Origin of the sequence: Bradyrhizobium sp. AUGA SZCCT0105 (assembly GCF_018129565.1) — a bacterium.
GTDB lineage: Bacteria > Pseudomonadota > Alphaproteobacteria > Rhizobiales > Xanthobacteraceae > Bradyrhizobium.
This window is the reverse complement of the sequence record NZ_JAFCMK010000014.1, coordinates 104,884-129,478: the sequence shown is the minus strand read 5'-3', so window position 1 is coordinate 129,478 and position 24,595 is coordinate 104,884. Positions and strand designations below refer to the sequence as shown.

Genomic DNA, 24,595 nt, shown 5'->3' with positions numbered 1-24,595 from the left:
GCCTATACGCTTTGCGGACTATGGAGCAACTAAAGCCGACCGCTAAACGCTCCGAATACCCCATCTATAATAGTCGTCCTTGTGTCGGAGCCGCCAGTGTTTTTCCGTTTCGGGGCAACTTTTCCGGGCGGAGCGGCCAACCTGATTCGGTCGCCTGATCCGTTGCTGATGTTTGGCCCAATTGATCAGATGAGCCGTATCGTCAGACCCCTAGGTATGAGCGCAAATCGACTGTGATCGGAGGGGGATCGAGCCGTCCGCCTCCACAAGCCCAAGGAGGATTCAGCGCACCAGAATGGCGGTGGGCGCGCGCAGAATTGCCGGTCGCCGCTGCTCCGGCGCCTTCGGATCTGCTTAGTTCACGACATAGGTTAGACCCTGGCGTCGGGCGTAGGCGACCGCGGATTCGAGGGTCGGAAACCGGAGTTCGACCTGCGTCAGCGGATCGTCACCACCCGTCCAACCCATCAAAGGCTCGATGAAGGGTGGGGTTTGCCGTTCGAAGCGGAGAATCCAATGCTTCGTGCGCGCCTTGCCCGAGGTCATGACCGAGCGCGAGGGGCGAAAGATCCGAGCGACGGCATCGGGAGGAAACACCGAGTCCGGGTTGTGCGCACGCGGCGCGCGGCGGCCGAGGTCGGTGCGACTTGTCTCGGACAGGGGCTGCGCGGGTTCTATTTCTTTCCAGACATAGCTCATGACCTGTCCCTCCCGCGTACGGCAAAGGAAAGGCCGGGGGCGACGACCCGGCTGGGTCTGCCCCTGGCCTCGTCAGGCTTACTGCGCCTGGGCGCCGCCGTTGATGGCGATGCGCTTGGCTTTGGACTGGGCCTTTTCGGACTTCGGCAGGGTGATGGTCAGCACGCCGTTCTTGAAGTCGGCAGCGACCTTTTCCTCCTCGACGTCGAAGCCGAGCCCGATGCGGCGCTCGAAGCGGCCATAGATCCGCTCGCTGAACTGCCGCGCCGCGTCTTCGGTGTGTGAGCGCTTTTCGCCGCGGAGCGTCAGGACGCCGTCCTCGATGAGGACCTCGACGTCCTTCTCCTCCAGGCCGGGGAGTTCTGCGGCGATACGCACGTCCTTCTCGGTCTCGGTCACCTCGACGCTTGGCCACGCCGGGGTGCGGCCGAAAAGACCGGGCGCGCCGAAGTCGCGGAAGGCCTCATCGAACAGGCGGTTCATGTCGCGATGGAGCGACAGGAACGGGCTCGGAGTCCCGCTCCGATAGGGGGTCGGGGTCTGATCGGTTTCCCGACCCCAGGGGATCAGATCACGCACGTTCATCGTCATGTCCTTTCTCAAAGCAACATGGTTGAATGAGGTGCGCCCGGAGCGCCGGACGCCCCTCGGAGCCGGACCTCAATCGAGCGTCCGGCGCGTCAGAAATTTGGGAATGGGGCGGCCGGAGGTCAAGAACCACACGGTCGTGGTTGGGCAACTTTTCGATGAAGAAACAGCTTCGTCGGGCTGATCGCGACCTTTGGGCGACGCGCAGTCCCAGACATCTGCAAGATCAGGCAAGCTTGTTTGAACCAAACCGGCTTTGTTAAGTTACAGGCTGCGATGGAGTCTTGCGCCAAAGGGGCTGGCCTTGTGACGAACTGAGGTCGTGCGACCCGGCCGCGCGCTCCAAGCGTGTTTGCACCGGGGAGCGTCGACCGTGGAAGACCGACCGCAACTGGATAGCTTGGCCGCGAGTGGCATCGCCGGTTTCGATTCTGTCGTGCATGGCGGGTTGGCGCGCGAACACATGTACCTGGTCGAGGGCACCCCGGGTTCCGGCAAGACCACGCTCGCGCTGCAGTTCCTCCTAGAAGGCGTCCGGTCGGGCGAGCGATGCCTCTACATCACGCTGTCGGAAACCGAGCGCGAGCTGCGCGCCACCGCACTCAGCCACAGCCTCGACCTGAATGGCTTGACCATCCTGGAGGTCGCGCCGCTGGAAGCCGATCCGGAGCAGCAGCAGGGCATCATCCACGCCGCCGAGGTCGAACTCGACCACACCGTCGGTTTGATCATCGACAAGGTGAAAGCGCTCCGGCCGGACCGCCTGGTCATCGATGCCCTGACCGAATTGCGTCTCCTCGCGCTCGACTCTTTAAGCTACCGCCGCCAGCTGCTGACCTTGAAGCGTTTCTTCGCGGATCAGCAATGCACCGTCCTGGCGCTCGATGATCTCACCGACAACGCGCAAGGTCTTCAGTTGCACAGCATCGTCCATGGCGTCGTCACCCTCGAGCAGCGGCGGATGCAATACGGCGTCTTCCGCCGCCGCATGTGCGTCGCCAAGCTGCGCGGTGTCGATTACCGCACCGGCTATCATGACTATGCAATCTGCAAGGGCGGTATTTTGGTGTACCCGAGCCTGATCGCGGCCGAGCATCGGACCGAGTTCACGGCAGATGTGCTGCGGAGCGATGTCGGGCCGCTCGATGAGATGCTCGGCGGAGGGCTTCAACGTGGGACCAGCACGCTCCTGATCGGTCCGTCGGGCGTCGGCAAGTCGTCGCTCGCGCTGCAATACACGATGGCGGCGGCGCGCCAGGAGCAGCGGGTGGCGTTCTTCGCTTTCGACGAGAACTACCGCACCGCCGAGGCGCGAGCCGCAGGGCTCGGCATGGAGATCGAGGCGGCGAGAGAGAGCGGAACGCTTGTCTGGGAGCAGATCAACCCGGTGACGCTGTCACCGGGCGAGTTCGTCGACAAGGTGAAGCGCAACGTCGAGGCGGGCGCGAAGCTGGTCGTGATCGACAGCCTCAACAGCTATATGGCGTCGATGCCGGAGGAGCAGGCGCTCATCCTGCATATGCACGAGCTGCTGGCGTATCTCGGGAATCAAGGGGTGGTCACTATCCTGATCATGGCCCAGCACGGCATGGTCGGCGACGTGGCGGCGCCGATCGATCTCAGCTTCCTCGCCGACGGCATCGTCCTGCTGCGTTACTTCGAGGCTGAAGGCGAGGTCCGCAAGGCGATATCAGTCTTGAAGAGCCGCAGCGGCCGGCACGAGACGACGATTCGCGAATATCGTCTGATATCTGGCGAGGGCGTCAGCGTCGGTCCGCCGATTCGTTCCTTCCGTGGGGTCCTGTCGGGCGCGCCCAGATTTGTCGGAAGTCCCGAGGCCCTTCCGGACGCCCGCGATGACGCAAATCCCGGGCGCTGAAGAACGTGACGAGCGCGTGCTGATCCTGGCGCCGTCGCGTCGGGACGGTCCCACGGTCGCGGCGATCTTGGAGCGAGCAGGACTTGCGACCCAGACCGTCGCCACGCTCGCCGATCTATGCCGGGGAGTGGACGAAGGGGCCGGGGCAGTGGTGGTCGTCGAGGAGGAGGTCTCGCCACCGACCGCGATGTCCATGCTGCAGGCTTGTCTTGCGCGGCAGCCCGCGTGGTCGGAGCCGCCGATCCTGGTGGTGACGGCCAGTGGCTCGCGCGGCAGCGCCGGGTTCGGCCGCGGCAGTGAACACTTCGCAGGCTTCGGCAATCTGGTGCTGCTGGAGCGGCCGCTTCGCTCTGCAACGCTGGTCAGCACCCTGCATTCGGCGCTCCGGGCGCGACGGCGGCAATATCAGGTGCGCGACCATTTGCGCGAGCGGGAGCGTGTCGAGGCGCGGTTGCGGGCGCAGGAGCAGGAATTGCGCGGCCTCAACGAAACGCTCGAAGAGCGCGTTCGCGAACGCACCGTGGAGCTGGAAGAGGCGAACCGCAGGCTGGCGGCGGAAATGGAGCAGCGGCAGGAGGCCGAGCGGGCGCTCCGGCAGGCGCAGAAGATGGAGGCGATCGGCCAGCTCACGGGCGGCGTCGCCCATGACTTCAACAATCTTCTGATGGTGGTCTCTGGCGGGCTGGACATGTTGGGGCGGGCTCCCGACCCGGAGCGCCGCGAGCGGATTGTCTCCGGCATGCGCCAGGCCGTCACGCGCGGCGCGTCGTTGACGCGCCAGATGCTTGCCTTCTCGCGACGCATGTCGTTGGCGCCCGAGGCGATCGACTTGCGTGCTCGCTTCGATGACATGCGCATCCTGATGGCAGGGGCTCTGCGCGAGGATATCGCGCTCGAGATCGAGCTTGCGGAAGACCTCTGGCCGGTGATGGCGGACCAGACGCAGCTCGAGCTTGCCATCCTCAACACGGTCGTCAACGCGCGGGATGCCATGTCGCAGGGCGGGACCGTGACGATCTTCGCTGGCAATGCGCGACTGGACGGCCGTGGCGAAAGTCGTCTGGCCGGCGAATTCGTGCGGATCGAAGTTCGTGACACCGGCATCGGAATAGCACCTGACATCTTGGATCGGATCTTCGATCCCTTCTTCACGACCAAAGAGGTCGGGAGCGGCACCGGGCTCGGCCTCAGCCAGGTCTACGGCTTCGCCAAGCAGTCGGGGGGACATGTGAAGGTGCGGAGCCGTCTCTGGGAGGGGACGAGGATCATCCTACACCTGCCGCGCGCCAGCAGCCTTCCGCTCGCGGCGGCTGTCGAGGCGAGTGCACCCGCAATACAGGTACCAGGCCCGAAGGGCGAGCGCCGGATTCTCCTAGTTGAAGACAATGACGAGGTCGCGGAGCTGGCCGGCCAGATGCTGGAGGGGCTCGGCTTCACGGTTCGCCGGGCGGAGAGCGCGCCGTCCGCGCTCGCGCAACTGGAGAACGGCCACGCCGCCGATCTGGTGTTCTCCGACGTGGTGATGCCGGGCGGCATGAGCGGCATTGAACTCGCCCGCGAACTCGCGCGCCGCCGTCCGGGCCTGCCCGTCGTGCTCACGAGCGGGTTTAGCGACGGCCAGCGGGATGGCGACGCAGAGGGCCTGAGATTGTTGCGGAAGCCCTATCGGCTCGACGAGCTGGAGGCGGCACTCGCGGCTGCCTTTGGAGCGCATCTCCCTTCCAGCTGAATCGATGGCCGTACGGCAAAGCCAAAGGTGCCGGAGAGCTGAAAGATCGCCCCGCCCGGTTTTGCCGGGCGGGGCATTCGCTGGGGCCTCAGTCGCCGTTGCGGCGGCTGGGGCGGGACCAGATGAGGCTGAAGCCTTCGCCTTCCTCGTCGTCGAAGAGGTTGGCGTAGATCGGAGCGGTGAAGCTCGGATCGTCCAGCTTGAGACCGAGATAGTCGCGGCCCTCGTTGGAGCGCTTCGACCAGGCGGCGCCGATCTCGGCGCGGCCGACGAAGACCCGGTGGCTGGGGGCGTTCTCGCCGCTGGCGCGGGCTTCGGGGACGATGCGGACGTTCTTGGTCTGGACGCTGAGGGTGACGATTTCGCCGGTGTACTCGTTCGAGCCGGTCTTCTTGAAGGTGCCGATGGTCGCCATGGGAAGTCTCCTTTGGATTTGCCTGTCGAGCCCGCACCATTGCGGCCTCGATGGTGATCGCCCGGCCGGAGGCAATCGACGGCGCACCCGCAGGGCTTCAGACAGCAAAGGAGGGACTTTCTTGGTGCGCGAGGAATGACGGCGCAGCCGGCAGGGGAAGAAAGTCTTGACGGCGCTGTTGCGCCTTAGGCGATTGAGGCGAAGCCGTCCTTCGGCCAGATACACCCATCGAAGAGGCCGTGTCGGTGCGCTCGCAACAGGCAATGGGTCAACGGAGACCTAGCGATCTGTCGCCGCCCGCAAAGCCCGGCTCCGGACAGATGGCGATCGTCATCAACTTGGCGTGCGTACGACGCTCGCGCGGTCCCCGAAGCCCGCTTCTGGGCGGGGACGCTGCTGCTCGCGTCTTCATCAATGCGTGCGTCCGCGCCGACCCCGTCGCAAGCCCTCGAACGGCGCGGCTCTCGGCTGGACTGGACGCTTCGAGCCACCCGCTCCCCGACCGTCCTCTGGTCGAGGAGGTGCGCTGAACCAGGGTCTGGTCCCGCCGCTGCATCCCTCAGATGGGTATTACGCCCCCGCGAGCCTCTCGCCCGACTGGGCGGGAGCTGCGGCAGCGATCCGGACCCAGGCCGTCACGCCGACGGCGACGGCTCCGATTGCGGAGAACAGCATCTGCCAAGTCTCCGAGGGCACCGCGTGTTTCACGATCCCGTGGACGGCGTGATAGCCGGCCAGCGCCGCAGGCGCTGCAAAGACCAGCCCGACGGCCAGCCGCAGCCAAGCCGGGCGGGTGATGGTGAAGAGGAATTGGCCGAGCCCGAGCGTCAGCCCGGCGGTTATGAGGCCGACCAGGATGCCGCCGGGCCAGCCTGCGCCCATCTCATAGGCCCAGCTGCCGGCGACGACGCCGGCAAACAGGGGCAGCGCGTAGATGGCGAGGGTGAAGAGCAGCCAGCACAAGATGCCGATGGTTGCGATGCTGAGGAGGATGCCGATAACCATGGTGGTGCTCCATGCAATAGCCTGCGGGTCGCGCCTTCCACCACCGCCACGGCGCAGATCGAAATATAGCCGAAAGAGAGCAAGCGCGGGAGCGGAAATCCGGCAGGATCTTCGCTCCGCGGAGCCGATCGTGCTTAGAGCGCGAAGGGATCTACTTCGTGGACGATAGCCGCGGCGTCGCCGTCATATTCGTTGGCGGGAACGACGGAGAGGCTGCCGTCACCGGCCTGGAAGATCACGATGGTGACCATCAGCGTCGTGGCGAGGCTGAAGGCGAAGGCGTGCGCTTGGTTGAGGGACATCGTTCCGGCTCCTGTCTGGAGGCGGGGGACCATCCCCCGCGTGACAGGCGCCCGATGTGTCCGGGCGAAGGCCGCAATCACCGCGCAGGCGAAGCCGCAGCGGCGGCATGCGCGCATAGCCGACCCTTTACGGGTTGATGGCGTCAGGCCCTCGGCCGGACCAAGGATCAGCGCAAGGACAAGGGGGCTGGTCCGACGTCTGGACCGGAGGCTTGGCTGGATTCTCCAGTACGACGCGCCTCGATCTTTATTGGTTGGTCAGGACATAGCCTCGCGGATCGCTGTTCGGCCGGCACCTGCCTCTCGACCCGTGACGAAGGGCTGCGGTTACCCCCGTCAGAAGCGGAGTTGAGGCTGGGCGCCAACGCCCATGGTCCCGGCCGTGGGCAGGCGGCTTGACGCTCGATATGCACCGACATACATATGCATCATGATGCAACAAAGCGTTTTCCAGACATTGGCCGACCCGACGCGGCTTCGTATCGTCGAAGCGCTAGCAGCCGGGGAACAGGCGGTGGGCGACCTCGTTCGTGCCGTGGACATCGATCAGTCCGGCGTTTCGCGGCACCTGAGAATCCTCGGGGAAGCGGGATTCGTCGTCATGAGGCCCGATGGGGCAAGGCGCCTCTACTCGCTCCGACCTGAGCCGTTCCATGCGATCGACGACTGGGTTCGAAGCTATCGCAGGCTTTGGGAGGGCCGGCTCGATCGTTTCGATGCAGCTCTGGCGCGACGGGGGAGCGCGCGGCAATCCGAGGGTGAGAAGTGATGGCGCACCGCAGCGAGCGGGCCGCGGGTCCCATCAGGTTCGAGCGGATCTATGACGCATCGATCGAGGACGTCTGGGCGCTTTGGACCACGAAAGAAGGGCTGGAGGAGTGGTTCGCACCCGAGGGAATGCGCGTCGAGATGACGGCCCTTCAGCTGCGGGTCGGCGGCGCCTTTGATTATGTGATGACCGCGGTGGGTGCCGAGCAGGTCGCCTACCTGGCAAACCTCGACATGCGGCAGACCGCGCGGGTGAGCGGTCGGCTCGTGGAGATAGTGCGCCACCGGCGACTGCGCATCCGCTTCGACATGGACTTCGTCCCCGGCGTCGAGACGTATCCGTATGACATGCTGGTCGAGATGAGCGTCGAAGCCGGGCGTGTCCGGATGGTCCTTACGGCGGATCGTCATCCGGACCCCGAGATGACAAGCGGCGCAATCCTTGGATTGACCAGCCAGCTGCAAAAATTCGACCTGGCTATCTCAGCAAGAGCAACAAAGGAGCAACGTCCATAGTGCGACCCCTTCTCTACTCCATCAACGTGACGATCGACGGTTGTGTCGACCATAGCGCCGGCTCTACGGACGCGGTGCTTCTGGAGGAGGCGCTGCGTGCAACACATCACCATGCCATAGCGAGCATGGGCCGCGCCGATGCGCTGCTCTTTGGTCGCGTCACCTACCAGATGATGGAGGAAGCGTGGCGGCTGGAGACGCGGACCTTGACAATGCCCGAGTGGACGGACCCGTTCGCACGGACCATTGATGCGATGAAGAAGTACGTCGTTTCCAGCACGCTCGGCGAGGTCGATTGGAACGCGGAGCTGGTCCGTGGCGATTTGGCCGAGGCCGTCCAGGCGCTTAAACAAGAACCCGGGAAGGCGGTGTTCACCGGTGGCGTCAGGCTCCCAATGGCGTTGGCGGAGCTGGGCCTGATCGACGAGTATGAGTTCGTGGTCCAGCCCATTATTGTGGGGCGTGGCCCCAGCTTGTTCGCCGGCCTCTCAAAGGTCATAGACTTGAAACTCGTCGATCGGATTGAGCTGAGCTCCGGCGCCGTGGCTCTGCGCTATGAGCCTAGAAGGTAGGTTGGACGCAGCTCGCAGGCCCCTTTGCTTCCAATCAGATGCACGCCAGGGGCAAATCGGAGTCTTGCGACCAATGGTTTAGGTGCCAGCTCCTTTGACGAGTGGCCATTACGTGGCTCCCCGGCCGGGTTGTCGCGGCAGGCACCCAAGGGGGCGTTCGTGTTGTTAACTGGCTTTACGTAGCAAGCTGTATGGAGGCGCTGCATGGCTTACGAAGGCAGCTGTCACTGTGGGAAGGTAGCATTCCGAGTTAACGAAGACCTTCCAGCGAATGCGGTCAGGTGTAACTGTTCGCACTGTCGAAGGAAGGGGTTTTTGCTATCCTTTGTGCCATCAGGCAGTCTAATGATCCTTCAGGGAGAAGAGGTGCTTACGGATTATTTCTTCAATAAACATGCCATTGCTCACCGGTTCTGTTCGACATGTGGTTGTGAGGCGTTTGGTTATGGCAAGGGTCCAGATGGTGCTGATATTGCGTTCATTAACCTACGGTGCGTGCCTTCGATCGATCTCGATGCCCTGGTAATTCAAGACGTGGACGGTGCTAATCTTTAGATATGCCTGATCGCACCGTCCCATGGATGAGTCGAATGCTGAGAGCTCTTGCTACGCGGGCCGTTCCACATATTATTGGTTGATGGCGTCAATCGATCGGTCGGACCAAGGATCAGCGCAGCAAAGCGGGAGATGGTGGCCGGCGATGGGTGGTTCGATGGTTGTTCTGGATACGGGCCGGACTTCGCCCTTGTCATGAGCCCGCAGGAGAATGCAACAGTGCGCGGCCTGAAACGGAGCGGTCCTACGGCACCGAATTGAGACGCTCGGCCAGACGATCCAGGCCGCCGCGAATCATGCTCGCATACGGGGTGTCGGGCAGATCTGCGGTGGCGGCCATTCCTGCCGCGAGATGGCGCTGGCAAGCCGCTCTGTCTCCTAGGCGCAAATAATCGTCGCCGAGGTTGAGGTGCAACGACGGCATGAAAGCCGCAATAGATAGGCTGTCGTGATGTCCTTTGGCTTCGGCGTCGGTGCAGCGCAGCGCTGCAGCCAGCGCTCGCTGGTCCCATGCCAGCTCATCCTGCAGGTTGTCCTGCGCATCGGCCATGAAATGCGCCAGTGTGCACTCATGGAGGGGTCTTGGATCGCGCTCAATTTTATCCCAGATATCCACGAACGCTTGGCGCGCTTCGGCTCGTGCACCACCTTGTAAGGTCGTGATGGCTGCTTGGATCTCGGTCATGATAGGATCGTCGGACATTGGCAAATCCTAACAAAAATAGATGGTTTTGCGGAAGTCCGGGGCTAACTCGCCCCGGCTCCGAAGTGCCAAACCGGGATGCCGAGCTTCTTCGCCTTGTCGGCGAGGTTGTCCTGGATGCCCGTGCCGGGAAAACGCATGACCCCGATCGGCAGCACGTCCAGCATCTGATCGTTACGCTTGAAGGGCGCGGCCTTGGCGTGCCTGGTCCAGTCGGGCTTGAACGCCACCTGCGGCACCTTGCGATGGTCCGCCCAACGGGATGCGATGCGTTCGGCGCCCTTGGGCGAACCGCCGTGCAACAGCACCATGTCGGGGTGCTTGGCGTGGACCTGATCGAGCTTGGCCCAGATCAGACGGTGATCGTTGAAGTCCAGTCCGCCGGTGAAGGCGATCTTCGGGCCAGCCGGCAGCATGACCTGCGTCTCGGCCCGCTTCTTCGCCGCGAGGAAGTCACGGCTGTCGATCATCGCCGAGGTCAGGTGGCGGTGGTTGACCATCGATCCGCTGCGGGGTCTCCACGATGAGCGAGTTTGGCGCTCGAACTGCTCGGCGGCCTCGTCGCGCATCAGTTCGAAGGCGTCGCGCCGCTCGATCAGCGTCTGCCCTTCGGCAATGAGGCGTTCCAACTCGACCGACTTCACCTCGCTGCCGTCCTGCTCGCGCTGCGAGCGGCGCTGCGCCTGCTCGTTGTCGTCCAGTTCGCGCTCGATCCGCTGGGTGGCGCGGTGGAAGAGGTTGACCGTCGACCAGAGGAGGTCGTCGAGGTCCGGCTCGAGGCGGGTGTCTTCGAGCGTCGAGATCAGGGCGTCGAAGATGTCCGCGATGGCGCCTGCCACCTGGTTGCCATCGGGCAGTTCCCTCGGGTCGGGGTCGTCCGCGAAGGGACGGTAGCCATAGAGCTGAAGTTCGCTGAGGACATGGTCGGTGGGAGATGCGGCGTGGTCCGGTTCGTGGTCGTGATGCTCGCTCATGGGATGCTCCGTCGGTCGTGACCGCGACCCTCGCGGCCTTCATGGCGACGAAAGCTGGCGAGCGGACCGGACCTGCACCCGCAGCGAAGCGCAGGGCCGAAGCGTCAGCGGAGGATGGCGGAGGCCGGCTATTTTGTTTCGCGATGGAAAGCGGCCCAACGGGGCCGCGCCGGAAAATAGTCGGCTGCAGACATTGCCGGTCCGGCCCGGTTGCCGGCCGATCGCCCTCTCGAAGGCCGGGGCGCGGTCCTCCCCGACACGGGAAAGCATCTGAGCGAGGCGGAGAGCGGATTGCCTGCCACATCCCTTCTCGGCCTATGCCGCCAACTGCATAAAGCGCGCGACGTCCTGCGCCGCGATCTGCACCCGCAAGGCTGCCCGAAGGCTATCCTGGCCCAGGATGCGCAAGTCTTCGTTGAAGTCCTCAAGGCTCGGCGACAGCACGATCGCCTCGATGCCGACCGCATGCGCGCGTTCGGTCAAGGTCGCCATCGCGCCGTCGCCTGCCGGATCGTCGTCGCGCGCGATGTAGAGCCGGCGCAGCGTGTCCGGGAAGAGGAGGGCGGCAAGGTGCGCGGCAGAGAGCGCCGCCGCCACGGGCATGGCGGGCAGGACTTGCCTCAAAGAAAGCATGGTCTCAATGCCTTCGCCGGCCGCCATCACCTGGCCCGCCACGCCGAACCGTACGGCGTGTCCGAGGAGGTCGCCCATCGCCCGCCTCGGCGTGTCGATCGTCGCCTTGCCGTCTGCGCTCGAATCCATGCCAGGGGGCGCGAGATAGGTGCGGTGCGCCCCGGTGATCCTGCCGTTAAGGTCGGTGACGACCGCGATCATTGCCGGCCACGTCTGGGTCGGAGAATGCTCGTCGGGGCGATAGTAGCAGCGAGGGTGGAAGCGCAGCGACCCGCTTGCGTGCAAAGCCGTAATGCCGCGTTTGCGGAGATACGTTTCGGCGAGAGTGCCCGAGATCGGCTGCGACATGGCGACCAGCCGCCGTGCCGCCTCCGGCGATCCGGTCGGAGCGGCTGCCTGGCGCGAGGACCGCTGATCAGGGTGAGGCTCAGGATGCGGCAGGCTGAGGAAGCGCCGCGCCTCATCGGTGACGTCCTTGAAATCGATGAGGCCACAGCTTTCGCGGATCACGTCGAGCAGGTCGCCATGCTCGCCCGTGGCCGCGTCGGTCCATTTGCCGGCCGCGCCCTTGCCGGACTCGGAGCCTTTCAGCCGGACGAACATCGATCGGCCGGGCGTGTTGCGTGCGTCGCCGACCAGCCAGTAGCGGCCCTCGCGGCGTCCGGCGGAAAGGTAATGGCGGCAGACCGCTTCCGCCTGACGGCCGAGACGCTGCGCGAGGTCTGATGCGGTTTTCGGCATAAGGCGACCCCAGAAAAAGAAGGCCCGCCGTCGCCGGCGGGCCTGAGGTGGAGACGGGTTTGTTGACGAACGTTATTCGGCCGCGACGGCGTGGGGGACGTTGGCCTCGGCTTCCTCATCATCGTCGACGGGATCGAACTCGCCCATAGCCGTTTCGCCGCCGTCCTCCGCCGTCTCTTCGACGACATCGGTGTCGGCGGTCTCGACCGGGGCCGGCGCCGTGATTGCCGCGTCGCCGGCGTCGGCCGTCTCCGCAGCGACGGTGCCGATCGCCCGCCCAGGCGTGCGCAGCGGCTCCGGCAGCCAGCCCGAGCCCGCGAGGATCTGCGCGGCGGCCTCCGCCATGTCGCCCTTCTTCATATGCTCGATGCGGTCACCGGCCCGGTCGCCCTTCGCCTCGCGCACGGCGGCGAGGATGCGCGCCTTGGTGAGCCGGCCGAGGAAACCGTCCACGGTCGGGGTCCAGCCGGCGCCCGCCATGTCGAGATCGACCGCCTGCGCGAGCCGGTCGGCATGAAGGATCGCCCGCGGCCGGCGATTGTAGGGCTCGATCACGGCGTTGACCGACAGCGCGACGCAGTGCGCGAACAGCGCCTGCCGGCTGTCCGCATCGAAGCCGTCGAGCGCGTCCCAGAGCTCTTCCGGCTCCTTCGGGAGGGTGTTGGCCCAGGCCTGATGCCGCACATCGAGCGCGCGGGCCGACGGCGTATCGGCGAGCCCGGGCGCCTGAGCGGCGAAGCCGGCGCTCTTCAGGTCGAGCTCCAGGCAGGTGTCGAGCGCGTAGCGGTAGAACACGCGGATGCAGAGCGCGTGCAGCGCCGCCAGGAACGCCACGTCCGGGTTCTCGCCGAGCGCGTGGCGCAGCGCGATCGTGCGATGCGCGGTGAGTTCCGCCATCAGCCGGTCGGGAATGGGCTTCAGGCCCTCATCCTCCTCCGGCTCCTCGACGGGTCCGACCTGAACGGCCGTGCCATCGTCGTCGACCTGAGCTGCGACGGTCCGCGTCTCCTCGCCATCGCCGGTCAGTTCGCCGGTGGCGCTGTCCGCCTCCGGCTCGATCGGCAGCTCGTCCTCCGGCCGGACGAACCCGCGCTCGATCCGCAGACCGCCGCCGGCGTCGATGCTCACGAAGGCGCCGGCGCGCCCGATCTCGTCGACGTCGAACCGGACCGGCCGCTGATCGAGGGCCTCCAGCGCGGTCTCGATCTCGCCCAGGCGTGCGTCCACCTCTTCGGGCAGCTCGTCCGCCTCGGCGTATTCGGCCTCCAGTCCATCGAGCTCGGCCTGGAGCGCGGCACGCGCGGCTTCCTCCTGCTCGGTAATGGGGACCTCCTCGCCGCGCAGCTGACGAAGGCCGAACACATGGCCGTAGGGGAACGAAGTCGCGACCTCGGTCCACTTCCAGCCCTCGGCCTCTACCTCGGCCGCTGCTTCCCGGAGCTTCTCCGTCACCATCATGTCGAGCAGGCTGACATCCTGCAGCCAGCCGCCATCGTCGGCCTGGAACAGGTCGCGCAGGACCGTGCCGCCGGCCTCGACATAGGCGTCGATCCCGACGAACTGCGCCCGCTTGTCGGAGGCGCGGACGGCGTGCTCGGTCAGCATGCGCCGGATCACGTAGGGCTGCTTGTCGTAGCCTTGCGTCAGTCGTTCGAACACCTGCTCCTGGCGCTCATGATCGCCCGAGACGGTGAAGGCCATCAGCTGGTCCAGCGTCATGCCGTCCTCGGCATAGACGTCGAGCAGGCGCGGCGACACCGAAGCGAGCTTCAACCGCTGCTTGACGACCGCGACCGGCACGAAGAACGCCGCCGCGATATCCTCCTCGGACTGGCCCTTCTCGCGCAGCGCCTGGAAGGCCCGGAACTGGTCGAGCGGGTGCAGCGGCGCGCGCTGGACGTTCTCGGCGAGGCTGTCTTCCTCGGCGATGCCGTCGTCGCGCACGACGCAGGGCACGGGGGCAGTTTTGGCGAGGCGCTTCTGCTTGACCAAAAGCTCCAGCGCCCGGAACCGCCGACCGCCGGCCGGAATCTCGTAGATGCCAGTCTCGGTCCCGTCCTCGCCGACGATGGGGCGAACCGACAGGCCCTGCAGCAGGCCGCGCCGGGCGATGTCCTCGGCGAGCTCCTCGATCGAGACGCCGGCCTTGACGCGCCGGACGTTCGACTGGGAGAGCACGAGCTTGTTGAGGGGGATGTCGCGCGAGGACGACAGGGTAATCTTCTTCGATGCCGCTTGGGCCATGGTCTTCACTCCACGACGGGCGGCCGGGAGCCTCTCTCTCGGCCTCCTACCCGTCACGAAGCGCAGCGCCGCCCTCTTCCTCTGAAGAGAGCGACGCCGCAGAAACGTGGATCAGGAAAAGCGCAGAGCCGGAGAGCCGCGAACCGGCAAAGCCGATTCCACGGCTCGGCAGGAGTCAGGCCGCGCGGTCGAGGAGCTTCTTTGCCCGGGCTTCGAGATCCAGCCGCGCGTCCTGGTGCGGCTTGTCGCGGGCGACAGCGGTGATGCCCTGGACGAAGTCGAAGACGCTGGTCGGCGCGCGGCCCTCCTCGACGAGCACCGCCTCGATGATCTTGGCGGTTTCGGCCTTGCCGAATCCACGCTTGCGCAGGAAGTCGGTCCGGTCCTCGTCCGTGCGGGCGACGATCTGCGCCCGGGCGGCCTTGATGCCATTGATGAAAGGCGCCGGTGAAGAGTTCGCGAAGCGCGTCAGCGCCGGCGCCGCCTCGTGAGCGAAACGGGAAGCGGCATATTTGGAGTGCCGGATCGTGATCTCCTCGAAGTCTTCGACGCCCCAGAGATTGCGGTTCTGGCAAACGGCGCGGAGATAGAAGCTGGCCATCCCGAGCGTCTTCGCGCCGACCTCCGAGTTCCAGCAGTAGAAGCCCCGGAAATAGAGATCAGGCGAGCCGTCGGGCAGGCGCCCGGCTTCGATCGGGTTGAGGTCGTCGACCAGGAAGAGGAACACGTCTCGGTCGCTGGCGTAGAGCGTCGTCGTGTCCTGGGTGATGTCCACTCGCGGATTGTAGAAGCCGGTCGACCAATCGAGCACGCCTGGCACCTTCCAGCGGGTGTCGCCGGTGCCGTTGCCGGCGATGCGCTGCACCGCGGCGACCAGCTCGTGGTCGAAGATGCGGCCATAGTCCGGGCCGGTGACGGCGCGCAGTTCGACGCGTCCATCGTCGGTCTCGAGAGTCTTGACCTGCTCGGCGCGGTGCGAGGTGAGGCCGTATTGTAGGTTGATGCCCGCCAGCGGCGCCGGAAGTTGGCGCAGATAGGCGGCCGGCGCGCCGACCAGCGCGGCGAGTTGGCCGAAGCTCCAGTGCGTGGGGGCGACCGGCGCCTCGGAGCCGGGCAGCACCAGGTCGAGCCGCTCGGCATTGTCGCGGCTGGCTTCGACGCGAACGGCGGCGCTCTCGACGGTGCGGGTGCGACTGCGCGCGGCCCGCCCTTTCACCGACGCCATCAGCTCGGACAGTGATAGGTAGCGTTCGTCGGCCGGTCGGTTGAACCACTCGGACGACACGCGGCCGATTCGCTCACCTCGACTGACATCGACCTTGTAGCCGCCACGCGCATCGGGGCGGGTATCCAGGACTTCAACTTCGGTCATGACTCATCTCCATGACGAGCCGGCCGGGAGCCTCTCTCTCGACCCTCAACCCGTCACGGCGATAGCCGCTGCCCTCATCCTCTTATGGGCGCCTTGCGGGGCAGGATGCGCGGAAAACGCGGCGCTCTAGCCTGTCATAGGCCTCGACCAAAACAGCCAGAGCAGCAGGATCGCGGCCGCGATCCAGAGGATGACGATGGACGCGGCTGCCACCCAGCTGACAGGACGGTCCGCTCGCGAGTCGGCCTTCGCGCGAAACTCGGCCATGAGTTGAGGTGGGACCAGGCGCACAGCAAGGAGGATCGCCAGCGGCAACAGGACGATCTCGTCCAGATAACCGAGCACGGGGATGAAGTCGGGGATCAGGTCGATCGGTGAAAGCGCATACGCTGCGATCGCGGCGCAGACCGCCTTGGCATACCAAGGAACGCGAGGATCACGCGCCGCAATCCAGAGCGCCTCGACGTCCCGCTTGATCCGTCGCGCCCAGCGCTTGACTCTGGTTAGTATACCTTCGCTCTCATCAGACAAATCTCTCTCCTGACCCGGCTCCCTTTTGTCCAGTGAACCAAAGTAGGGTTGGACAGCGCCAAAGTCGTGTCTTGCAGGGCGCGTCGCCGTGCCTCGCTCCGACGCGGAGTTTCAGCACGGCCTCCGGGGTGCCGCCCGCAGATGGGGTTCGGTGAGAGCACGGGCTGGCCCGGGGAAAGGCTTCATCCCTCGCCGCCCTCCACCCAAAAGCCGCTGGCGAGTGCTTTCCGAAGGCGGGTGCTCACCGTGATCGCGTCCGCCGCAGTCCAGCCGGCGGCGCCCGCCTCCACGAACTCGGCCACACGATGGACACGCGAAAAAGGGCTGAGGGCTTGCAGGAAGGCGCGAATCTCGGGGTCGATACCCTCGAGCCCCTCCCGCTCGCACGCGGCGAGCGCCTTGCCGAGATCGTGTCGGACATCTGCGATGCAGCGCGCATCCGTCCACCCGCGATGGTGAAGGTAGGCCTTCAGCAACAGTTCCAATCCCCAATGGAGATTTTGGAACACATGCTCGTCGGTGCGGCCCCCGTCAGTCCCGTCGAATCGTTCTGCCGATGCGCAGAAATTTCCGCCCATGCTGCGGAGGTGTTGCACGAGAGTTTCCTGCATCTGCCTGCCCCACCCTGATCACTCCTACCGGTCACGCGCTCCGTCGGCCAGTCCGTCCTTTTTGTGCGCCGAGGCGCGCTACGGCGCCCGGCTCGTGCCGCTCCAGGAACCTGGGACCAGCTTGGGCATTGTGTCGGAAAGGGGGTGAGATGATCGAGCCTGCATCCGACTCGGAAGAAGAACGCACGTCGATACTCGTCGTTGAAGACGAGATTTTGGTAAGGTATGTCATATGCGACTACCTGAGAGACTGTGGCTTCCATGTCATCGAGGCTGGTACAGCCGACGAAGCTCTGGAATACCTGCGGTCACATAACGATGTAGGGCTGGTCTTCTCGGATGTGCGCATGCCAGGGTCGCTGGATGGCATAGGCCTTTCCCAGCAGGTGCGGCTTCTCTACCCGCATATCCCGGTGATCCTGACGTCTGGGCATCTGCTGCCGGGCGAGATCGACGGAACGCCGCTGATGACGAAGCCCTATGTACTTGGCGACGTGGCTCAGAAAATCCGTGCCATTCTGGACGACGCGGGGGGCGGTTTCACGTCGAACAGTGAAGCGGTATGACTAGTCCCCATATCCTGTTGGTGGAGAACGACGTGCTCGTGCGGAAGCCGCTCGCTGAATATTTGCGCGACTGCGGCTATAAGGTGGTTGAAGCCCTGAATACCGATGAAGCGGTTGAGGTGCTGACCACGGGCAGCGCTGCCATCGGCATCGTGCTGGCCGACGTGAGCAGCCCCGGCAAGATCGATGGCTTCGGTCTTGCGCGTTGGATGCGGTCGAACGGTATCGACGCAAAGATCATTCTCGCCGGCACCGTCCAGAAGGCGGCCGCCAAGGCGCAGGACCTCTGCGAGGACGGCCCGCTGTTGTCGAAGCCCTACGATCACTCGCTTCTGCTCAATCGCATCAAAAGCGAAGTGGCGGCGAGAGCGCGAAACGGAAAGCCGGAGTCTGACATCTGAGGTCGGCGAAGAGCGCGAAGAGCAAACGATGGACTGCAAAGAAAAGGCGCGCCTGGTCATTGATTACGAAGCAAAAACGGCCAGTTTTTCACGCGCTGTGACGGTTTTTCAAGGCAAGTTGGCGACGTCTGCAAAGGAGGAATACGACCGACTGCAACGGCGTGTCGACGAGGCGCGGGTTGAATCGGAGGGCGCCCGGCTCGCGCTGGAACGCCATATCTCTGAACATGGTTGTTGAACTGACTCTGCGGTACGGCGGTGCGATTGACGGGTGCGTCTCCCCTGGCGGTCGCGCGCGAGAATATTTCGCGAGGGAGGAGGAGCGCCCGGTCCGGGAAATTGAAGCACCTCGCGCGCGAATGCGAGGTTCTGGGACGACCAGCGGGTGGGGGACGCGGGGCGGTTTCAGGGTCGCGGCTGCAGTGGTATCGGCGTAGGAAGAAGGTCGGTCTGCTTTTGGTCCGAACGTTGCGGGTTGCCCTCCCTGGGCGATAAGCTTTCAGTGCGATGAAAAGCAAGTTCGGCCCCAAAAATTGCTTACGAGGTGCTCGTCCAAAGCGTTGTGGACTACGCGATTTACTTGCTCGACCGCGAGGGCCGCGTGTCGAGCTGGAATCCAGGCGCGGAGCGGATCAAGGGCTATTCGCCGGGCGAAATCCTGGGCAAGCACTTTTCCCGGTTTTACACCGAAGAGGATCGCCACGCCGATGTGCCCGAGGCGGCGCTTGGCCCAAGCTTGGGCGGTGACATTCAGTTCGAGACTGCCGTCCCCTGAGCCGCGTAGCGACGGGCTCTCGCGCCAATCATGAAATTGTCCGTGCCGCTCGCATCAGGTCGAGGTGATGGGCCACGGCTGGCGAAGATGAGCACTACATCTACGCTTTACCACAATGATGATCCGATCCGGAGGTCGAACGTGACTATCGTGGCAACTGCCTTTTGGCGACGGCTGGATACGCTCGGTCACGACGCGTGCCGTTTGGAGCAGTGCGGTAGTGGTTGGCGTATCGAAGGAACCGCCGTCTTTCGCCGTAAGGAAGGCCCGGCGTGCATTGCCTATCGCGTCGAATGTGGCGCCGATTGGAAAACGGTGCGCGGAGACGTTCGGGGTTTCCTTGGGCGCCGACCTATCGAATACCTCATCGTTCGACAGGGGACTGAGTGGACGCTGAACGGGGAGGTCGTGCACGGCTTGGATCATCTCGTTGATCTCGATCTCGGGTTCACGCCTGCGACGAACCTGCAACAGCTTCGTCGCGTTCCGATCGCTCAAGGCTGCGCCGCTCACATCTCTGTTGCATGGCTCGATGCCGAGACAGGTGAGTTGACCGAACTGGACCAGCGATACACGCGACGTGGCGAATCTGCCTTCTGGTACGAGGCACCGAGCGCCAGCTACGAAGGCCTCCTCAAACTCGCGCCGGATGGCTTCATTCGGCATTATCCTACTCTCTGGAAGGCGGAACAGTAGCGTAACGGCGGCGGCGACGCCGCGCCCCAGCGTAGATTTGGCGGGGCAATTGGAGCCAGAAAGCAGCTGCCTCACAATTCTTGAACCTGAATCTCGGTGCCTCGGGCTGGACGGAGATTTCAGGCTATCTGGATGGTCTGAACGCCGGCCTTGCTGAGAAGGCCGTAGAGGGTGGCGATCTTGGTGCGCGCCCCGCGTTTGGCGCAGTAGGTGAAGACCACCCTCTGCTTGGCCCGCGTGAACGCGACGAAGAAGCCGGCGGTCGCCTCCATTTGGTCGCCAGCAAAACTCCACCAGGCGCCGTCATCAAGCCCGACAAAGATGACGCTATGGTATTCGAGCCCCTTGCTCTTGTGGATCGTCATGAGCGGAATGGCATGCAGGCCTTCGTAGGTGTCGAGGGTCTCCGTCCAATCTGCGGCGTCGGCCGATGACCCGTGCAGATGCACTGCGGTGGCCTCAACGACCTTCTCAAACCACCCGCCCTGCGCATAGGCGGGATGAACGGCGATCAGCCGTTCACGGCCGACGAAGCAAAGGACGTCATCAACGATGGTCCGCGCATCGGCTTTGGACGCTGGCGGTTCGGGATGGTCGGCGCTGAGCTGGGTCGCTTGGGCGTCGAGCTCGCGGGCGAATATTGCCTGGGCGGCTTCGTCCTCGGGAGAAATCCCGCGCAAAGCCCCCAGCGCCTCCTGGCATTCGGTCCAATGCCGACCTGCGCGTTTCGTCATGGCAAGACGTAGAACCTTGACCAACAGCTCTGATGCTTCTTCCGCGAGAAGCTCTTGCAACATGACGGCGCCGACGGTTCCGGCCTCGTTGCGAAGCGGGATTCCCGCGGCTCGAAAGGCTGGCTCGAGTACGGCCGCATAGTCGACCGCCTTCTGGCGCACGAGCAGGACGAAGTCGCGAGGGCCGAGCGCATGGGCCTTCACTTCGCCGGCGACGAACCGGGCCAGCCGCTGTGCTTCGATCTCGGGACTCGAGAAGTCCCAGATTGCGCAGCTTTCGCCTGCAATCGTGGTTGCCGTCTTCGAAACGGGCTCTACCGCACGAGCGTCTAGCGCTTGCGCGAGGACATGCTGGATGCGCACGAGCTCGGGCGACGACCGATAGTTGTTGTAGAGCGGCGTGCGCTTGCCGCCGAAATCGGCGTCGAACGCGGAGAATGGATCGTCCATCGCCATCGCCCAACGCATGATCTGCTGCTTATTGTCTCCCACTGCAGTGATCACTGCATCGGTTCCGAGGAAGATCGTTCGCACGAGATCGTATTGGATCTGGGTGGTGTCCTGGAACTCGTCCATGAACAGGTGCGAGTAGGTCAAACGGAGGGCGTCGCGCGCCATCGGATTGACGCGCAGGAGCAGTTCGGCGAGCCGTCCGATCATCGGGAACGACAGAAAGGTCTTCTTTCCCTCGTGCAGCGACGATTGCCAGAATCGATCCGCCGCCCACTGGCCGACTGTCGGGTCAGGCCAGCCCAGAACGGGAAGCGGTGAGCCTACGAGCAGCGAGCGCTCGAATGTCTTGATGGAGATCGCCTGGAGGTCAGCGTAGCTGCCTATGGCTTTCGGAGGCGTACCGACATCCTGGAACAGAAATCCCCGAAAGGCCGTATCGTTTGGGAACATGAGTTCATAGTCGGGTCGCGGTCGCCATCGCTCGGGCAGCGCTTGGCCGAACCGGTCGACCAGGCTTTTGGCGAACGCGTCGAAGGTCATCGAATCGAGACGGCCGGCGTGGCTGCGATGGCAGCGCTGGCGGACGCGGGCGGCGAGATTGGTCGCGGCGTCACGCTTGAAGCTGATCGCGAGAATGCGCCGCGGCGGCGGCGCGATGCCGGTCTGCAGAAGATAGGCGGCGCGCTGTGCGAGGAGCTCGGTCTTCCCCGCACCGGGGCCGGCGATGACCGAGCGGTTGTCGGTGGAGCGGACCACCTTGATCGCGTTCGCTTCGAGGGCGTCGACACCGATCGGCTTCCAATCGTCGGGTCGAACCCGTCGCGCAAGCACCGCCATGGTCAGTCTCGCCGCAGGCATTTGGCGATATGGTTGAGAAGTTCCGAAAGCAACGGCGGCATGTCCTCACGCAAGGCCTTGGTCTTGATGTGGGTGAGCGCCGCGAGATGTGTCGCCGGCTTGCTGTTCGTGATGAAGTGGTAGCGATAGGCGGGCAGCAGATCCGGGTAGTCCTTGTAAGGTCCGGTGTAGAGGGCGAGCCCTGGTCCAGCTGTGCCCAGGACGACTTCGGCTGCCTTATCGACGGCCATCTTGGGTCCGCCCCCCTTGGGTATAACTGCTTCATAGGCGTCGGGAAAAGCCGCGATCATCGCCAGGTCGAGGTCGAGCGGCGCGGAGAAGTAGACGGCGTGAGGCTTCAGGCAGTCGACCCATCCCTTGAGCAGCTTGCGGTCATCGGCATCCTGCCACGTGTGCATCTTGGCGAAATCGGCGTCCGATAACATGCCGCCTTCGATCTTGAGCAGGTTAGCCTTCGGCACGCCGAATTCGATAAGTTTCTCGATCGCGGTCTTCACCCGGCCGAAGCCGCCGCCGCTACGGCCGAGGTCGAGATCGAGCAGAGTCGCGTGTGGAATGCCAAGGTGCGTCAGCAACCGCCAGAAATGCTGCACATGGCGCCCGCCCAGCGGCACGATCGCGACGAAGGCAGGATCGATCAGGAGGTCGAGCGCTTCGGCGAGACGCGGGAGGACGATCCGCTCCGAGTCCCCTTCGACGAGAAGGACGAAGCGTGCGAAGTAGAGTTCCGGGTAGGCGAGCATGGCGCCACGGACGAACTTGGCCGCCTCGTCTATGCCCGTCGGCATCTTGATCTTCTTGACGGACGAGACGCGCGTCTTCGGGTCGCTGCGGCAGTAGCGAACCTCGCGCGGGTTGACCCGGCTCAGAACCGCCGGGGAATGGCTGGTGACGATCGCCTGGGCGCCCCCGCCGTCGGTGAGCGACCGGACCTGACGAATGATCCGGGCAAGGAAGTACGGCGACAGGTGGTTTTCCGGCTCCTCCAGCGCGAACAGCGTGAGTGCGGGGATACGCAGCTGGTCGTCAAGAAAGCCTTCGACCTTGCCCGCGACGACCTGGCGCTCAAGGTCGAAAACGGCCGCGGCCAGCGCGAAGTAGAAGAGCGATTGTTGGCCGTCGCTCAGCGCGTCCAGGCCGCGTTCTTGGCCGTCGGGGCCTTGGTCGAAGATGACCGCGATTTTGCTGACGATTTCTTCAAACCTACGACTAACGAGGCTGAGCCGAGGCTTGGTGTCGACGACATCGTCATGGAGGTCCGACCAGCGTGTCTGTAGGGCCTTTGCGATCGCCGCGATTGCTGCCTCGCCCTCAAACGCGGTGGCCAGATCTTCGCTCGCGCCCTTTACGGCGTCCTCGGTGTCCGATGACCATTCAATGGCGCGCAGCAGGCGCGCGGCGAGCGCTCCGGTCGTGGCGCGGATCTGAGCGGCGGCATCGCGACTGGCCGGGGTGTAGTAGAGTTGGATGAGGCCGCGATCGGCCGCAGAGACGGGGTGGCGCTTGTCGTCCGGGGGATTGTCGTCGAGCGTATCGACCCAGAACAGCTCCTGCGACACCTCGCCCTCGACGGTTCCGTCGTCCTCCCAACGCGCTTCGAGCCGCAAGCGACAGACCGGTGCTTTGTCTGCACGCTCGAGCTGCATGTGCCGAAATGACGGTGCGATGGTTTCGGGCGTGGCGGTGCCGTCGGCCAGCTCGGGCAGTCCGATCAACACGTCAATGAACAGGTCCTTCGGCTCACGGTCATCGATGTCCTCGTCAGCTCCGACATGAAAATCCGACCGCTGCACGGTGCGTTGTGCGCGCGAGACGCCGAACAGCTTCGACAAGGCGTGGAGGAGCGCGGTCTTGCCGGCCGCGTTCGGACCAACGACGGCGGTGATCTCCGAGGCAATCGGCACCGTGATCGGGTCGGGGCCGAAGCAGCGGAAGCCGGACAGGGTGACGCTTTCTAGACGCACAATTTTCTCTCGGGTTAGGCTGCGGGCAGGGGATCGGTGCCCTCGCTGAGGATTGCGAGATAGCGGCGATAGCCGAAGACGCGACCGCGCCGCCGGCCGGTCACCTCCTCGACGATGCCGAGGCGTTCAAGATCGGCAAGCGCGGCGTTGACGGTGGGCGCGGACAGGCCCGTTCGCTCGACCAGCAGGTTTGCGGTGAGATAGGGGTTCTGCTGAAGGAGATCGTGGATGCGCAGCGCGGAGCCAGGGCGTTCGCTCTCGCCGGTGATGCGTTCGCGGTCGTGCTTGAACAGTTCGACGATCCGGGTCGCGGCGTCGAAGGCTTGGTTTGCCGTATCCGCAACGCCGGTCAGGAAGAAGTCCAGCCAAGCCTCCCAAGCCCCGTGTTCGCGCACCTCCTGAAGCAGCCTATAATAGTCGGCGCGATGGGTCTTCAGATAGAGGCTCAGGTAGAGCAGCGGCTTTCGCAGCACGCCGTGAACGCAAAGGTAAAGCGTCACCAGCAGACGCCCGATACGGCCATTGCCGTCCAGGAAGGGATGGATCGTCTCGAACTGGACGTGCAGGAGGCCCGCCTTGATCAGCGCCGGCAGTCGAGACTCGTCCTCGTGCATGAAGCGTTCAAGGGCGTCGAGGCAGCCATCCAACTCCGTCGTTGGAGGCGGGACGAAAAGCGCGTTGCCTGGTCGGCTGCCGCCGATCCAGTTCTGCGAGCGCCGGAATTCGCCCGGGCTCTTGGTGCCGCCCCGCCCGCTTTGCAGAAGCCGTGCGTGCATTTCGCGGATCAGGCGGAGCGACAGCGGCAAGTCCTCAAGCCGCTCCAGGCCATACATCATTGCGTCGACGTAGTTCGAGACTTCGCGGATGTCGTCGATCGGCTGCCCGGCCTGCGCCTCGGTCTCGAAGCGCAGGAGGTCGGTAAGGGTGGATTGGGTTCCCTCGATCTGGGACGAGAGGACGGCCTCCTTCCTCACATACATGTAGAGGAAGAGCTCCTGGCGCGGCAAAAGCATGGTTATGCCGTCGAGGCGGCCCAGCGCGCGTTCAGCTAGGCTCAAACGGTCCAGCAGCGTGAGCACGTCGATCGGCGGCGCCGGGGGGAGCGGCGGCGGCACGAAGGCACGCACCGTCTCGCCGGCGACGGGGGTTTCGACAAAGCGGCCCAGCCGCTGATTGGGTTCGGGATCAACCATGTGCGCCGATTATGGCAACCCACCCTTATTTAAGCAATGCCCACTTGGCTTAAATAGGAAATGGGCTAAGGTAAGTCAGCTTAAATAACGAGGCCTGATGAGAAGTGGGAGGCTACAG

At 64.5% G+C, this 24,595-nt stretch carries 25 protein-coding genes and 1 pseudogene; 11 read left to right on the top strand and 15 right to left on the bottom strand.

Features of this window, described 5'->3' with window-relative positions; genetic code table 11:
• Positions 1 to 354: 354 nt before the first annotated feature.
• Both JQ573_RS36940 and JQ573_RS36935 read right to left on the bottom strand, forming a co-directional pair.
• Positions 355 to 699: an ETC complex I subunit gene (locus JQ573_RS36940; RefSeq protein WP_137901424.1), complete on the bottom strand. Its 345-nt coding sequence runs from the start codon at positions 697 to 699 to the stop codon at positions 355 to 357.
• Between the two features lie 78 nt (positions 700 to 777).
• Entirely contained in the window at positions 778 to 1,284 is a 507-nt protein-coding gene (locus tag JQ573_RS36935; protein WP_137901423.1) for an Hsp20/alpha crystallin family protein, read from the bottom strand.
• A 376-nt stretch (positions 1,285 to 1,660) separates the two neighbouring features.
• Here JQ573_RS36935 and JQ573_RS36930 point away from each other — a divergent pair, with 376 nt between their 5' ends.
• Positions 1,661 to 3,166, top strand: coding sequence for an ATPase domain-containing protein (locus tag JQ573_RS36930; protein WP_244625929.1), 1,506 nt, complete (start codon positions 1,661 to 1,663; stop codon positions 3,164 to 3,166).
• Positions 3,144 to 4,895, top strand: a complete 1,752-nt coding sequence (locus JQ573_RS36925) for an ATP-binding protein (protein ID WP_137901422.1) — start codon at positions 3,144 to 3,146, stop codon at positions 4,893 to 4,895. The genes JQ573_RS36930 and JQ573_RS36925 overlap by 23 nt, the downstream gene beginning before the upstream one ends.
• An 88-nt stretch (positions 4,896 to 4,983) precedes the next feature.
• Here the strand turns inward: JQ573_RS36925 and JQ573_RS36920 are convergent, their stop codons facing one another.
• From JQ573_RS36920 to JQ573_RS36910, 3 genes are all read right to left on the bottom strand, one after another.
• Entirely contained in the window at positions 4,984 to 5,310 is a 327-nt protein-coding gene (locus tag JQ573_RS36920; protein WP_065997979.1) for a DUF736 domain-containing protein, read from the bottom strand.
• A gap of 570 nt (positions 5,311 to 5,880) precedes the next feature.
• Entirely contained in the window at positions 5,881 to 6,315 is a 435-nt protein-coding gene (locus JQ573_RS36915) for a hypothetical protein (RefSeq protein WP_137901421.1), read from the bottom strand.
• Positions 6,316 to 6,449: 134 nt separating this feature from the next.
• The gene (locus tag JQ573_RS36910) at positions 6,450 to 6,617 is read right to left on the bottom strand and encodes a hypothetical protein (protein ID WP_171021003.1); all 168 of its coding nucleotides are present in this window, start codon (positions 6,615 to 6,617) and stop codon (positions 6,450 to 6,452) included.
• A 430-nt stretch (positions 6,618 to 7,047) separates the two neighbouring features.
• On the opposite strand from JQ573_RS36910, the gene JQ573_RS36905 reads away from it, so the two are divergent.
• The 4 genes from JQ573_RS36905 to JQ573_RS36890 all read left to right on the top strand — a co-directional run bounded on the left by JQ573_RS36905 (position 7,048) and on the right by JQ573_RS36890 (position 9,028).
• Positions 7,048 to 7,386 (top strand): helix-turn-helix transcriptional regulator, encoded by a 339-nt coding sequence (locus JQ573_RS36905; protein WP_137901420.1) that lies wholly within the window; start codon positions 7,048 to 7,050, stop codon positions 7,384 to 7,386.
• Positions 7,386 to 7,901 (top strand): SRPBCC domain-containing protein, encoded by a 516-nt coding sequence (locus tag JQ573_RS36900; RefSeq protein ID WP_137901419.1) that lies wholly within the window; start codon positions 7,386 to 7,388, stop codon positions 7,899 to 7,901. Before JQ573_RS36905 ends, JQ573_RS36900 begins: the two co-directional genes overlap by 1 nt.
• The gene (locus tag JQ573_RS36895) at positions 7,901 to 8,473 is read left to right on the top strand and encodes a dihydrofolate reductase family protein (protein WP_137901418.1); all 573 of its coding nucleotides are present in this window, start codon (positions 7,901 to 7,903) and stop codon (positions 8,471 to 8,473) included. Before JQ573_RS36900 ends, JQ573_RS36895 begins: the two co-directional genes overlap by 1 nt.
• A gap of 204 nt (positions 8,474 to 8,677) precedes the next feature.
• On the top strand, positions 8,678 to 9,028 hold the full coding sequence (locus JQ573_RS36890; protein WP_137901417.1) for a GFA family protein: 351 nt from the start codon (positions 8,678 to 8,680) through the stop codon (positions 9,026 to 9,028).
• 244 nt (positions 9,029 to 9,272) lie between these two features.
• Here JQ573_RS36890 and JQ573_RS36885 read toward each other — a convergent pair whose 3' ends face one another.
• The 7 genes from JQ573_RS36885 to JQ573_RS36855 all read right to left on the bottom strand — a co-directional run bounded on the left by JQ573_RS36885 (position 9,273) and on the right by JQ573_RS36855 (position 16,837).
• Positions 9,273 to 9,731: a hypothetical protein gene (locus JQ573_RS36885; RefSeq protein ID WP_137901416.1), complete on the bottom strand. Its 459-nt coding sequence runs from the start codon at positions 9,729 to 9,731 to the stop codon at positions 9,273 to 9,275.
• Between the two features lie 44 nt (positions 9,732 to 9,775).
• Entirely contained in the window at positions 9,776 to 10,705 is a 930-nt protein-coding gene (locus JQ573_RS36880) for a DUF2493 domain-containing protein (RefSeq protein ID WP_137901415.1), read from the bottom strand.
• A gap of 315 nt (positions 10,706 to 11,020) precedes the next feature.
• The gene (locus JQ573_RS36875; protein ID WP_137901414.1) at positions 11,021 to 12,079 is read right to left on the bottom strand and encodes a toprim domain-containing protein; all 1,059 of its coding nucleotides are present in this window, start codon (positions 12,077 to 12,079) and stop codon (positions 11,021 to 11,023) included.
• Positions 12,080 to 12,151: 72 nt separating this feature from the next.
• Positions 12,152 to 14,323, bottom strand: coding sequence for a ParB/RepB/Spo0J family partition protein (locus JQ573_RS36870; RefSeq protein WP_137901413.1), 2,172 nt, complete (start codon positions 14,321 to 14,323; stop codon positions 12,152 to 12,154).
• Between the two features lie 175 nt (positions 14,324 to 14,498).
• Positions 14,499 to 15,695, bottom strand: a complete 1,197-nt coding sequence (locus tag JQ573_RS36865; protein ID WP_137901412.1) for a DUF932 domain-containing protein — start codon at positions 15,693 to 15,695, stop codon at positions 14,499 to 14,501.
• Positions 15,696 to 15,821: 126 nt separating this feature from the next.
• Complete coding sequence (locus tag JQ573_RS36860) at positions 15,822 to 16,226, bottom strand: YkvA family protein (RefSeq protein WP_244625930.1); 405 nt, start codon at positions 16,224 to 16,226, stop codon at positions 15,822 to 15,824.
• A gap of 182 nt (positions 16,227 to 16,408) precedes the next feature.
• Positions 16,409 to 16,837 carry a hypothetical protein gene (locus tag JQ573_RS36855; protein ID WP_137901411.1) on the bottom strand — a complete coding sequence of 143 codons (429 nt, stop codon included), beginning with the start codon at positions 16,835 to 16,837 and terminating at the stop codon, positions 16,409 to 16,411.
• A gap of 149 nt (positions 16,838 to 16,986) precedes the next feature.
• Here JQ573_RS36855 and JQ573_RS36850 point away from each other — a divergent pair, with 149 nt between their 5' ends.
• From JQ573_RS36850 to JQ573_RS36830, 5 genes and pseudogenes are all read left to right on the top strand, one after another.
• Positions 16,987 to 17,403 carry a response regulator gene (locus tag JQ573_RS36850; protein WP_058639974.1) on the top strand — a complete coding sequence of 139 codons (417 nt, stop codon included), beginning with the start codon at positions 16,987 to 16,989 and terminating at the stop codon, positions 17,401 to 17,403.
• 32 nt (positions 17,404 to 17,435) lie between these two features.
• Positions 17,436 to 17,804, top strand: a complete 369-nt coding sequence (locus JQ573_RS36845; protein WP_244625931.1) for a response regulator — start codon at positions 17,436 to 17,438, stop codon at positions 17,802 to 17,804.
• A 28-nt stretch (positions 17,805 to 17,832) separates the two neighbouring features.
• Positions 17,833 to 18,042, top strand: a complete 210-nt coding sequence (locus JQ573_RS36840; RefSeq protein ID WP_058771712.1) for a hypothetical protein — start codon at positions 17,833 to 17,835, stop codon at positions 18,040 to 18,042.
• 294 nt (positions 18,043 to 18,336) lie between these two features.
• Positions 18,337 to 18,534, top strand: a pseudogene (locus JQ573_RS36835) (PAS domain S-box protein); the annotation flags it as partial.
• A 186-nt stretch (positions 18,535 to 18,720) separates the two neighbouring features.
• Positions 18,721 to 19,275: a putative glycolipid-binding domain-containing protein gene (locus JQ573_RS36830; protein WP_198669278.1), complete on the top strand. Its 555-nt coding sequence runs from the start codon at positions 18,721 to 18,723 to the stop codon at positions 19,273 to 19,275.
• 119 nt (positions 19,276 to 19,394) lie between these two features.
• Here JQ573_RS36830 and JQ573_RS36825 read toward each other — a convergent pair whose 3' ends face one another.
• The 3 genes from JQ573_RS36825 to JQ573_RS36815 are packed head-to-tail and all read right to left on the bottom strand — an operon-like array spanning position 19,395 to position 24,477.
• Entirely contained in the window at positions 19,395 to 21,299 is a 1,905-nt protein-coding gene (locus JQ573_RS36825) for a UvrD-helicase domain-containing protein (protein ID WP_116968899.1), read from the bottom strand.
• 2 nt (positions 21,300 to 21,301) lie between these two features.
• Complete coding sequence (locus tag JQ573_RS36820) at positions 21,302 to 23,284, bottom strand: ATP-dependent endonuclease (RefSeq protein ID WP_116968898.1); 1,983 nt, start codon at positions 23,282 to 23,284, stop codon at positions 21,302 to 21,304.
• 14 nt (positions 23,285 to 23,298) lie between these two features.
• Positions 23,299 to 24,477, bottom strand: a complete 1,179-nt coding sequence (locus JQ573_RS36815) for a Fic family protein (protein ID WP_116968897.1) — start codon at positions 24,475 to 24,477, stop codon at positions 23,299 to 23,301.
• Positions 24,478 to 24,595 lie beyond the last annotated feature (118 nt).

Coding starts and splice junctions, on each gene's coding strand:
- JQ573_RS36915 (WP_137901421.1), bottom strand. CDS start 6,315: ATGGTTATCGGCATCCTCCTCAGCATCGCAACCATCGGCATCTTGTGC.
- JQ573_RS36850 (WP_058639974.1), top strand. CDS start 16,987: ATGATCGAGCCTGCATCCGACTCGGAAGAAGAACGCACGTCGATACTC.
- JQ573_RS36920 (WP_065997979.1), bottom strand. CDS start 5,310: ATGGCGACCATCGGCACCTTCAAGAAGACCGGCTCGAACGAGTACACC.
- JQ573_RS36900 (WP_137901419.1), top strand. CDS start 7,386: ATGGCGCACCGCAGCGAGCGGGCCGCGGGTCCCATCAGGTTCGAGCGG.
- JQ573_RS36935 (WP_137901423.1), bottom strand. CDS start 1,284: ATGAACGTGCGTGATCTGATCCCCTGGGGTCGGGAAACCGATCAGACC.
- JQ573_RS36905 (WP_137901420.1), top strand. CDS start 7,048: ATGATGCAACAAAGCGTTTTCCAGACATTGGCCGACCCGACGCGGCTT.
- JQ573_RS36940 (WP_137901424.1), bottom strand. CDS start 699: ATGAGCTATGTCTGGAAAGAAATAGAACCCGCGCAGCCCCTGTCCGAG.
- JQ573_RS36815 (WP_116968897.1), bottom strand. CDS start 24,477: ATGGTTGATCCCGAACCCAATCAGCGGCTGGGCCGCTTTGTCGAAACC.
- JQ573_RS36840 (WP_058771712.1), top strand. CDS start 17,833: ATGGACTGCAAAGAAAAGGCGCGCCTGGTCATTGATTACGAAGCAAAA.
- JQ573_RS36855 (WP_137901411.1), bottom strand. CDS start 16,837: ATGCAGGAAACTCTCGTGCAACACCTCCGCAGCATGGGCGGAAATTTC.
- JQ573_RS36890 (WP_137901417.1), top strand. CDS start 8,678: ATGGCTTACGAAGGCAGCTGTCACTGTGGGAAGGTAGCATTCCGAGTT.
- JQ573_RS36885 (WP_137901416.1), bottom strand. CDS start 9,731: ATGTCCGACGATCCTATCATGACCGAGATCCAAGCAGCCATCACGACC.
- JQ573_RS36870 (WP_137901413.1), bottom strand. CDS start 14,323: ATGGCCCAAGCGGCATCGAAGAAGATTACCCTGTCGTCCTCGCGCGAC.
- JQ573_RS36880 (WP_137901415.1), bottom strand. CDS start 10,705: ATGAGCGAGCATCACGACCACGAACCGGACCACGCCGCATCTCCCACC.
- JQ573_RS36875 (WP_137901414.1), bottom strand. CDS start 12,079: ATGCCGAAAACCGCATCAGACCTCGCGCAGCGTCTCGGCCGTCAGGCG.
- JQ573_RS36825 (WP_116968899.1), bottom strand. CDS start 21,299: ATGGCGGTGCTTGCGCGACGGGTTCGACCCGACGATTGGAAGCCGATC.
- JQ573_RS36910 (WP_171021003.1), bottom strand. CDS start 6,617: ATGTCCCTCAACCAAGCGCACGCCTTCGCCTTCAGCCTCGCCACGACG.
- JQ573_RS36925 (WP_137901422.1), top strand. CDS start 3,144: ATGACGCAAATCCCGGGCGCTGAAGAACGTGACGAGCGCGTGCTGATC.
- JQ573_RS36865 (WP_137901412.1), bottom strand. CDS start 15,695: ATGACCGAAGTTGAAGTCCTGGATACCCGCCCCGATGCGCGTGGCGGC.